The organism is Actinoplanes sp. NPDC051411, from assembly GCF_040682075.1.
Taxonomy (GTDB): Bacteria; Actinomycetota; Actinomycetes; order Mycobacteriales; family Micromonosporaceae; genus Actinoplanes.
This window is the reverse complement of record NZ_JBFBAD010000064.1, coordinates 55,344-64,390: the sequence shown is the minus strand read 5'-3', so window position 1 is coordinate 64,390 and position 9,047 is coordinate 55,344. Positions and strand designations below refer to the sequence as shown.

General features: G+C 69.6%; 9 protein-coding genes and 1 tRNA gene. 6 read left to right on the top strand and 4 right to left on the bottom strand.

Translation table 11 applies throughout. The features are described from left to right. Positions 1-511 precede the first annotated feature (511 nt). Positions 512-587, bottom strand: a tRNA-Arg gene (locus AB0M88_RS31110). A gap of 66 nt (positions 588-653) precedes the next feature. On the opposite strand from AB0M88_RS31110, the gene AB0M88_RS31105 reads away from it, so the two are divergent. Further along, positions 654-1,163 (top strand): O-acetyl-ADP-ribose deacetylase, encoded by a 510-nt coding sequence (locus tag AB0M88_RS31105; protein ID WP_364108550.1) that lies wholly within the window; start codon positions 654-656, stop codon positions 1,161-1,163. Here the strand turns inward: AB0M88_RS31105 and AB0M88_RS31100 are convergent. Further along, positions 1,160-2,158 (bottom strand): alpha/beta hydrolase, encoded by a 999-nt coding sequence (locus tag AB0M88_RS31100; protein ID WP_364108547.1) that lies wholly within the window; start codon positions 2,156-2,158, stop codon positions 1,160-1,162. The two genes, AB0M88_RS31105 and AB0M88_RS31100, sit on opposite strands and share 4 nt — an antisense overlap. Positions 2,159-2,303: 145 nt before the next feature. On the opposite strand from AB0M88_RS31100, the gene AB0M88_RS31095 reads away from it, so the two are divergent. From AB0M88_RS31095 to AB0M88_RS31085, 3 genes are all read left to right on the top strand, one after another. After that, the gene (locus AB0M88_RS31095; protein WP_364108544.1) at positions 2,304-3,038 is read left to right on the top strand and encodes a single-stranded DNA-binding protein; all 735 of its coding nucleotides are present in this window, start codon (positions 2,304-2,306) and stop codon (positions 3,036-3,038) included. 195 nt (positions 3,039-3,233) lie between these two features. After that, positions 3,234-3,704, top strand: a complete 471-nt coding sequence (locus tag AB0M88_RS31090) for a hypothetical protein (protein WP_364108542.1) — start codon at positions 3,234-3,236, stop codon at positions 3,702-3,704. A 102-nt stretch (positions 3,705-3,806) separates the two neighbouring features. Continuing rightward, positions 3,807-4,448, top strand: a complete 642-nt coding sequence (locus tag AB0M88_RS31085) for a dihydrofolate reductase family protein (protein WP_364108539.1) — start codon at positions 3,807-3,809, stop codon at positions 4,446-4,448. A gap of 21 nt (positions 4,449-4,469) precedes the next feature. Here the strand turns inward: AB0M88_RS31085 and AB0M88_RS31080 are convergent, their stop codons facing one another. Further along, on the bottom strand, positions 4,470-5,384 hold the full coding sequence (locus AB0M88_RS31080; protein WP_364108537.1) for a DMT family transporter: 915 nt from the start codon (positions 5,382-5,384) through the stop codon (positions 4,470-4,472). 204 nt (positions 5,385-5,588) lie between these two features. Between AB0M88_RS31080 and AB0M88_RS31075 the strand changes: the two genes are divergently transcribed. Then, positions 5,589-6,536: a phosphotransferase gene (locus AB0M88_RS31075; RefSeq protein WP_364108535.1), complete on the top strand. Its 948-nt coding sequence runs from the start codon at positions 5,589-5,591 to the stop codon at positions 6,534-6,536. Between the two features lie 122 nt (positions 6,537-6,658). Further along, the gene (gene serA, locus AB0M88_RS31070) at positions 6,659-7,876 is read left to right on the top strand and encodes a phosphoglycerate dehydrogenase (protein ID WP_364108533.1); all 1,218 of its coding nucleotides are present in this window, start codon (positions 6,659-6,661) and stop codon (positions 7,874-7,876) included. Positions 7,877-7,912: 36 nt separating this feature from the next. Here serA and AB0M88_RS31065 read toward each other — a convergent pair whose 3' ends face one another. Next, on the bottom strand, positions 7,913-8,668 hold the full coding sequence (locus AB0M88_RS31065; protein WP_364108531.1) for a hypothetical protein: 756 nt from the start codon (positions 8,666-8,668) through the stop codon (positions 7,913-7,915). Positions 8,669-9,047: the final 379 nt, after the last annotated feature.

Genomic DNA, 9,047 nt, shown 5'->3' with positions numbered 1-9,047 from the left:
CAATGACCGGCCCCGTAAGATCCATAATTGGAAGAAGCCCTCCGAGATATTCGCCGAACTCGTAGAGGTAAATGCTTCGACTGTCTGAATCTGCCGCCCTTTAGAACTGCGGGGGTCTGGCGAATCGAATTGTCCGCCAACGGGCCACGCGTTGTCTCATCGATGTCAACGAGCTCGAAGTACCGGTCCATGAGCCGGTTGATAGTCGACTTCGTCTTCGGGTCGCGCTTTCTCGTCAACCTGGCTCAGGAACCGCGTACGTATCTGCTCCGCCTGCTTCCCGGCTGCTGGCCCAGCCGGCACCGTCTCCACGAGGTACAGGCGCTTCCGCGATACGGGGTCTGTGCCCGCATAGACCCGCACCCGCAGGGACCCACTTGGGCAACGTCTCGATCTCGCCGCGCGAGCGGCGGCATACCTTCGATCCGGTCGGCATGGAGTCACGGCAGCGCTTCGCTCCACACGTGGCTCCATGCCGCGATCACGGCACCATCGGAGATGGCTTCTAACCTGGCGCGCCCGGCAGGATTCGAACCTGCGACCGACGGATTAGAAGTCCGTTGCTCTATCCGCTGAGCTACGAGCGCATGGGGGCTTAGCGTATCGTGCCGAGGCCTGAGCAGGGGTGACCAGTGTAGCGGGGAGGGTGCGGGATGCGCGTCGAGCTGGTTACCGGCGACATCACGGTTCAGGAGGTCGATGCGATCGTCAACGCCGCCAACTCGTCGCTGCTGGGTGGGGGCGGTGTTGACGGGGCGATTCACCGCCGGGGTGGCCCGGCGATCCTTGACGAGTGCCGCGCGCTGCGGGCCGGCCACTACGGGCGGGGGCTGGCGGTCGGCGAGGCGGTCGCCACTACGGCTGGGCGTTTGCCGGCCCGCTGGGTGATTCACACGGTCGGGCCGGTGTTCAGCGCGCGCGAGGACCGGTCGCCGCTGCTGCGGAACTGTTACGCCAACTCGCTGCGGGTGGCCGCCGAGCTCGGGGCGAGGTCGATTGCTTTTCCGCTCGTCTCGTCGGGCGTCTACCGGTGGCCGAAGGAGGATGCGGTCGCGCAGGCCCTGGCCGTTCTTCGCGGGAGCGATGTGCCGACGACTGTGGAGGATGCCCGTCTGGTGCTCTTCGACGACGCGACAAGGGTGATCGCGCAGCGGCTGCTTTAGGCCACCGATTCTTCGGGTGCGGGCGGCACTTCGATTTCCGGGGTGCCGGGAGGGGGAACGAACGCGTCCACCCAGCGGCCGAGTTCGCGGAACACTTCCGCGCGTACGTCTTGGCCGGAGAGGGTGAGGTCATGCACCCCGCCGTCGAACCGCCGGATGGTGACTCGTGGGCCGAGGCCGGGGGCCCAGCGAACGATGTGTTCGACGTCGAGGACCGCGTCGGTGATGCGGACGTCGTCGTGCCAGGCCTTGCCCCGGAAGGTTCGCGCCGAGCAGGCGACCAGGATCGGCACGTCGATGTCGAGGCCGGCCCGGAGGCGCTGCTGGCCGTGGCGGATCGCCCGCAGCCAGCCGGCCGTCACCGGGAAGCTGGTGACCGGCTTCCAGGCCAGGTCGTAGGTCCATTCGCCACGGTGGTCGGTGTGCAGGCTCTGGCCGTACAGCCCTAGTTCGGCCGTCGGGACGCGCCGGTAGGGCGACCGGCGGCTGAGCCCGAGCACGGCCGTCATCAGCGGGCCCTTGACGAACCACGGGACGTTGAAGTCGAAGAACGGGCTGTTCAGGAACAGGCCGTCGACCAGGCCCTGGCCTTGCCGGGAGTGCGCCCACAGCGAGGTGAGCAGGCCGCCGGTGGAGTGGCCGGCGACCAGCAGCTGGTCGTGTCCGTCGACCGAGCGGATGATCCGGGCCGACTCGTCGAGTTCGGGGTAGTAGTCGGTGAGGCTGCGGGTGAAGTTCGGCGTCTGGTGGGGCAGCAGGCTGCGGCCGTATTTTCGCAGGTCGAGCGCGTAGAAGTCCCAGCCGCGCTCGGCGAAGAAGTCGGCCAGGTGGGTTTGGAAGAAGTAGTCGTTGAAGCCGTGCACGTAGAGCACCGCACGCCGGGCCGGCTGCTCGGCCCGTCGCCGGATCAGCGTGGCGACGACCGGGCCTTCGTCGTCGCGGCCCAGGTCGATCGTGTGGCGCTCGTAGGGCTCACCCAGGACGTCGATCTCCACAAGATGAAGGCTACCTAGCAGATCGTTTGTGCGCCGCGACGTCATCCACAGTTCGTCGGAGTTTCCACAGGTTCGAGGTCAAGATCCCTTTTCCGTACGCGGGGACCGACATGCTCTGGGCCTCGACGTCCGACAGGAGGACAACTTGTTCGACACAACTCTCGTGATCGTGGGCAACGTGATCACCGCTCCCGAGTGGCGGAGGCTCAAGGAAAGCGGCTCCCTGGTGGCCAACTTCCGGGTCGCCTCGACGGCGCGCCGGTTCGACCGTGACAAGGCCCAGTGGGTCGACAGCAACAGCCTGCGCGTACGGGTCACGGCCTGGCGCCGCCTCGCCGAGGGTGTCGCGTCTTCGATCGCGGTCGGCGACCCGGTGGTGGTCTACGGCCGGTTCTACAACCGTGACTGGAAGGACGATCAGGGCAATAACCGCACGTCCTTCGAGATGGAGGCGTTTTCGATCGGGCATGACCTGGCCCGCGGCCGGGCGAAGTTCTTCCGCACCCGGCTGGCTCAGATGGTGAGCGAGACCGACTCGTCCGAGGCGGAGTTGTTCGTCCGGGGTGAGCATTCGGTTCCGCTCACCGCGGACGAGGCGCCGGTGACGTACGGCGATGGCCTGCCGGATCAGCTGTCGGAGGACGAGCCGACGTTCGTCGACGTGCCCCCGGGCGTGGTCGCGCCCGCGAAGCCGTCACCGGAGTCGTCACCGGTCGCCGCATCGGAGGCCGAGCCGGGGAGCGGGCAGGAGAACGCGGACGAAAGCGGAGACGAGAACGACGACCTCACGCTCGAGGTCGAGCGGCTGGTCGCCGAGCAGCAGCCGGTCTCCACCCGCCGCCGCGGCCGTTCGTCCAAGCGCGAGACGGTCTCGGTCTGATCCCTCGCCGGCCGGAGGTCGCACCCCGCCGATCTCCGGCCGGCGGTCTCCCGGAGTCGCCTATCCGACATGTACGCCTTTGTAGGTGTCTGTGGCCTACCCGAACAGGGTGGGCCGATCGTGCCGAAAGTTTCCGGCGCCCGGCCGACCTGCCCTGTTGGTCCCGACACCGGTCCGCCCGGCAGACTGGGCGACGTGCTGTTGAAGGAGATCCGCGCGATCGCGGGCGAAGCAGTGGTGCTCTCGCCACAGGACCGAGCCGCCGAGGACGCCAACACCAGCTGGTTCGGCGCGCCACCGCACGAACGTTTAGGCATGTCGGCCGACGAGGTGGTGGCCGCTTTCGAGGAGGCCGCCGAGGCGCTCCGCGGCAAGGTGGCCGCCGCCGGGCACCCCGGGCCGGCCACGTTCTACGTCTGGCACGACGGCCAGGCCGGCCAGCTGAGGTGTTCGGTCAGCTCGGCCGCGCACGACGACCTGCCGTTCGACGACACCTATCGGGTGACGACCGACCTGCACGCGATAGTGCAGGAGTTTCTGCTCGACCGGGCCCCGGGGGCGATCAGCTGGGGTTCTCTGGAGCCGGTTCCGTTCCGGGCCGAGGAGCCTGAGCCCACGACCGGGTCGGTTTCGGTGTGGGCGTGCGATTTGTGCACGGCGGCCTGATACCTCGCGGCGCGGGGCCGTGTTAGCTCCGCGCCGGCCGAACCGGTACCCGCACGCCGCCACGCGGACGTGACTCCCCTATGGACAACCGGAGGATCAGCGATGCCGAAGTTGCGCGTACACAACGTCGCGATGTCACTGGACGGCTTCGCGGCCGGCCCGGAGCAGGGCCCCGAGAACCCGCTCGGGGTAGGCGGCGAGCGCCTGCACGAGTGGATCTTCGAGACCCGCTACGGCCGGGCGATGATCGGCCAGGAGGGCGGCACCGAGGGCGTCGACGAGGCGTTTCTGCGCCGCGGCGACGACAACATCGGCGCGACGGTGATGGGCCGCAACATGTTCGGCCCGATCCGCGGCGAGTGGGGTGACAGCTCCTGGTCCGGCTGGTGGGGCGATGAGCCGCCCTATCACCACGACGTCTTCGTGCTCACCCATCACCCGCGCGCCGACCTGGTGATGAAGGGCGGCACGACTTTCCGCTTCGTCACCGACGGGCTCGATTCCGCGCTGGGCCGGGCTTTCGCCGCGGCCGGCGGCCGGGACGTACGCCTCGGCGGCGGTGCCGCCACGATCCGCGCCGCCCTGGACGCGGGCCTGGTCGACGAGCTCCACGTGGCCGTGGCTCCGATCGTCCTCGGCCTCGGCGAGCCGCTCTTCGCCGGCAACGTGGCCGCCGCCTACCAGGTCACCGACCTCACCCCGTCCGAGCGGGTGACCCACTACGTCCTGACCAAGTCCGCCTGACCGAAGTCCGCCTGACCGAGGTCAATGCGGAGTCGGCTCGGCCTCAGGGTCGGGTTTCGGCTCCGCGTGGACCTCGACCGGCTCCGCATCGTCCGCCGGCCGGTCTTCCGATTCGGTCGTTGTGCCGGCCACCGCGGTGCGCCGCGACAACCCGATCACACCCCAGGTGATCACCACCGCCGCGATGCCGACCACCGCCAGGCCCCCGTGCCCGAACCGGAACCGCTCGTCGAACACCACCACTCCCGCGATCGCCGCCGCCACCGGGTTGACCACGCTCACCGTGGCCAGCGGCGCGGCCAGCCCGGCGCCCTTGTACGAGAGCTGACCGAGCAGATAGCCCACGACCGAGAAGATCACGACCATCGTGACGATGAACGGCGAGATCGCGTCGACGCCCGAGTCCGTGACCGTCGCCATCACCGCCTTGGACAGCACCGACGCGATGCCGAAGGCGACCCCGGCCGCCGCCGCGAGCATCACCGCCCGCATGCGCGCCCCCGCGAACCACGCCCCGCCGCCGATGACGACGACGGTCACCAGCGTGGCCAGTGACAGATAGCGCCCGTCGGGTCCCGACAGCAGCGCCGGGCGGCCGGAGTCGACCGACAGCGACAGGATCAGGGCGAGCCCGGCCACGGTCAGCCCGGCGTCGAGCCAGGACACCGGCCCGATGCGTACGTGATAGCGCAGCGCCGAGATCGGCAGCGCGAAGAGCAGGGTGAGCGTGCCCAGGGCCTGAACGACCGCGACCGTTCCGAAGTTGAGGGCAAGCACGTGCAGCAGGACGCCGGCCGCCGTGAGCACCAGAGCGGTCGCCCATCGGGCCCGGCCGCGGTGCCCGTGCTCCGCGAGGCGCTCCTGGGCGACGGCGGCCGCGGCGTAGCTGGCCGCCGACAGCATCGACAGCCCGACCGCCAAGCCCAGTGACCCCATGAACACCCCCATTCTGAGCTTGCCTCAGCTTGCTACCCGTCAGCCTGTCGGAGATACGCGAATCGGGCGTCCTCCCCGGGTTGTAACCGTCCCTACATCTTCGGCGGTACGTCGAGGATCCCGACAAAACCGATGAAGTGTCATGAAACCGTCATCCTCAAAATCGCTTTCGGCCCCGACGGCCCGCCTGCCAGGATCGCCGAGGTGAGCACGGAAGCAACCGACGACACTGCCCGCGAGCCGGGCCCGGCCGTCCGCATCACCTGGGCCGACCTGCCGCCCGACATCCAGGCCCGTGTCGAGCAGATCATCGGCGGCCGGGTGATCGAGGCCCGTTCCCAAACTCAGGGCTTCTCCCCCGGCACCGCCGACCGCGTCCGCACCGGCAACGGCCTCCGCGCGTTCGTCAAGGCCGTCACCCCGACGATCAACCAGCACTCGGCCGAGCTGGCGCGGCAGGAAATGCGGATCACCGCCGCGATTCCCGGCCACGCGCCGACGCCGCGCATGCTCGGCGCGTTCGACACCGGCGACTGGGTCGTCCTGGTCCTCGAGGACGTCGCCGGCCGCCACCCGCGGCTGCCCTGGTCCGACGCCGACATCGACACCGTCCTGGCCGGCCTCGACGATCTCGTCGCCGCGCTCACCCCGACGCCCCTGGCCGACGCCCCGCGCGCCGCCGATCACCTGGCCCACGACTTCGGGGGCTGGGAACGGATCGCGGCCGATCCACCGGCCGATCTTGATCCGTGGGTCCGGGCCGGTCTGCCAGCCTTCCGCGCGTCGGCCGCCCGCGGCCTCGCCGCGACGGCCGCCGGCGACACTCTCACGCATTGCGACCTGCGGGCCGACAACATTCTCGTACGCGACGACGGCCGCCCGGTCTTCGTCGACTGGCCGTGGGGTTGCGTCGGCCCGGCCTGGCTCGACCGGGTGCTGCTCGCGGTCAACGTGCTGGTCAACGGCGGCACCGCCGACCGGCTCCTGACCGGCCTCGACCCGGAAGTGGTGACCGACGTCGTGACCGGCTTGACCGGCTACTTCCTCGATGTCTGCCGCACTCCCCCGCCACCGGGCATCCCGGCCGTCCGCGCCTTCCAGCGCGCCCAGGCCGACGCCTTGCTGCCGTGGCTGAAAGAAAAACTCGGGTAACGGCCATCGCACTAGATGGGAGCCTCGGCACACCTTCCCGACCCCGACAATCCGGGGCACTAACCTGATAGGTCGGGCTTCGGCGCGGCGGCCCGGACGGCCAACTTCACACGGAACGGAACATGATGATCGACCAGGCCAAGGTACGAGTCCTTCTGTTGGAGAACATCCACCCCGACGCGGTGTCCCGGCTCGAGGCCGCGGGCTACCAGGTCGAGTCCGTCCGCACCGCCCTCGACGAGTCCGAGCTGATCGAGCGCATCCCCGGCGTCCATCTGCTCGGCATCCGCTCCAAGACCAAGGTCACCTCGAAGGTCCTCGACGCGGCCGACAGCCTCGTCGCCGTCGGCGCGTTCTGCATCGGCACCGACCAGATCGACCTGGCCTCGGCGTCGTCGCGGGGCATCGCGGTGTTCAACGCCCCGTTCTCCAACACCCGCTCGGTGGTCGAGCTCGCGATCGCCGAGATCATCTCGATGACGCGCCGGCTGACCGAGAAAAACGCGCTGATGCACCAGGGCGTCTGGGACAAGTCGGCCGACGGCGCGCACGAGATCCGCGGCCGCCGGCTCGGCATCGTCGGCTACGGCAACATCGGCACCCAGCTGTCGGTGCTGGCGGAAAACCTCGGCATGCACGTGTCCTTCTACGACACCGCCGACAAGCTGGCGCTGAGCAACGCGCACCGCTGCGCCAGCCTCGAGGAGCTGCTGGAGACCAGCGACATCGTCACGCTGCACGTCGACGGCCGACCGGGCAACCTGGGCTTCTTCGGCGCCGAGCAGTTCAAGCGGATGCGCCGCGGCACGATCTTCCTCAACCTGTCCCGGGGCATCGTGGTCGACCACGTGGCCCTGCATGACGCGCTGGCCGGCGGTCAGTTGGCGGGCGCCGCGGTCGACGTGTTCCCGAGCGAACCCAAGGGCCGGGGCGACGAGTTCGTCTCCGAGCTGCGCGGCCTGCCCAACGTCATCCTGACTCCGCACATCGGCGGCTCGACCGAGGAGGCGCAGTCCGACATCGGCGACTTCGTCGCCAACAAGCTGACCCACTTCGTCGAGGACGGCAACACGACGCTCAGCGTCAACCTGCCCGGCGTGGCGCTGCCCGAGCAGCCGGGCATGAGCCGCATCGTCCACGTGCACGTCAACATGCCGGGCGTTCTGGCCCAGGTCAACAGCATCCTGGCCGACCACAAGGTCAACGTCGAGGGCCAGCTGCTGAGCACCCGCGGCGAATACGGCTACCTGATCACCGACATCTCCGGCGGGTTCAGCGACGAGGTGCTGCACCGGCTTCGCGCGATGGAGCAGACGGTCCGCCTGCGCGTCCTCTCGTGACCAACCCGGGCCGGGCGCCGCGAGCGCTCGGCCCGGTCAGGCCGCGTTCTCCACGTTGAGCGAGCCGATCGCCGACGCCGCGGTCACGTCGTAGCGATCGGCGTGCGCCTTCCAGTCCTTGGGCGTGAGCGTGGACCCGGGCGCGATGTCGTGCAGTTTCCGGTTGCCCGCGACCACGTCGGTCGCACCGCCACCGACCTTGACCCGCACCGGATTGTCGGCCGGCGACCGCACAGCCAGCTGATCCACCGCCCCGGTGATCTTCACCGGCACGGTCCCGGACGGCGCGGGCAGCTGCAGGTCGGCCTTGTGCATGCCGGCGACCATCTCGACGCTGCTGACCTGGCCGCCGCTGAGGTTGATCTGCTGCTCGTCGGCGTACCCCGAGAACCGCAACTGCCACCGCACCGCCGTCGACAGCACGACCTGGATCTGGCCACCGGTCCCGGCGCCGTCGCGGTCCACCTGCAGTTGCACGTCGTCGCCCTTGATCGCCGGGCTGGGCTTGATGCCCGCGTCGGCCGGCGTGCTGATCCGGTAGAGGTCGCCGCCCAGGTCCTTCATGCTGACCTGCACGGTGCTGACCCCGGCCAGCAGCTCGAAGCTGGCGGCCTTCCGGTTGCCGATCGGCGCGCTGACCGTGCGCTGCGCGCTGTCGTCCGCGCCCGGGGCTCCGCCACCGCTGTCGAGGGCGCTGTCATCGTTGCGGTCGCCGCCCGAAAAATAGACGACACCGGCCACCGTGCCCGCCAGCAGCACGACAACCCCCATCAGGACCAGCCCCAAGGTCACCAGCTTCGCCTGCCGCGGCGCCGCGGCGCCGCCTTCGCCCTTTCCCGTACGCGCGAAGCCCGCACTGTGCTGCCCCGAGTCAACAGTCCGATGCCCGCCGGTCCGTCCACTGTCACCACGCCCGTCCGCCCGCCGCCCCGTTTCCCCGGCCGACGTCAGCGCAGCCCCGGAATCCCACGAATACGCCCCAGACCCCGACGACCTCGCCCCACTGCTTGGCAAAGCCTCCGACCCATCCCACCCAGTCGAAGCACCCCCAACCGCCCCCACCCGCCCCGAAGCCGCCACCCCAGCCCCGACCGACCCCAAACCGTCCGAACCACCCGAGCCGAATCCCCCCGACCCCGACTCTGTCCCAGCCAAGCCCGACCCAGCCGAA

What these genes read in the sequence shown, in the direction of transcription:
- AB0M88_RS31105 (WP_364108550.1), top strand. Translation starts at nt 654, where the DNA reads ATGCGCGTCGAGCTGGTTACCGGCGACATCACGGTTCAGGAGGTCGAT.
- AB0M88_RS31085 (WP_364108539.1), top strand. Translation starts at nt 3,807, where the DNA reads ATGCCGAAGTTGCGCGTACACAACGTCGCGATGTCACTGGACGGCTTC.
- AB0M88_RS31080 (WP_364108537.1), bottom strand. Translation starts at nt 5,384, where the DNA reads ATGGGGTCACTGGGCTTGGCGGTCGGGCTGTCGATGCTGTCGGCGGCC.
- serA (WP_364108533.1), top strand. Translation starts at nt 6,659, where the DNA reads ATGATGATCGACCAGGCCAAGGTACGAGTCCTTCTGTTGGAGAACATC.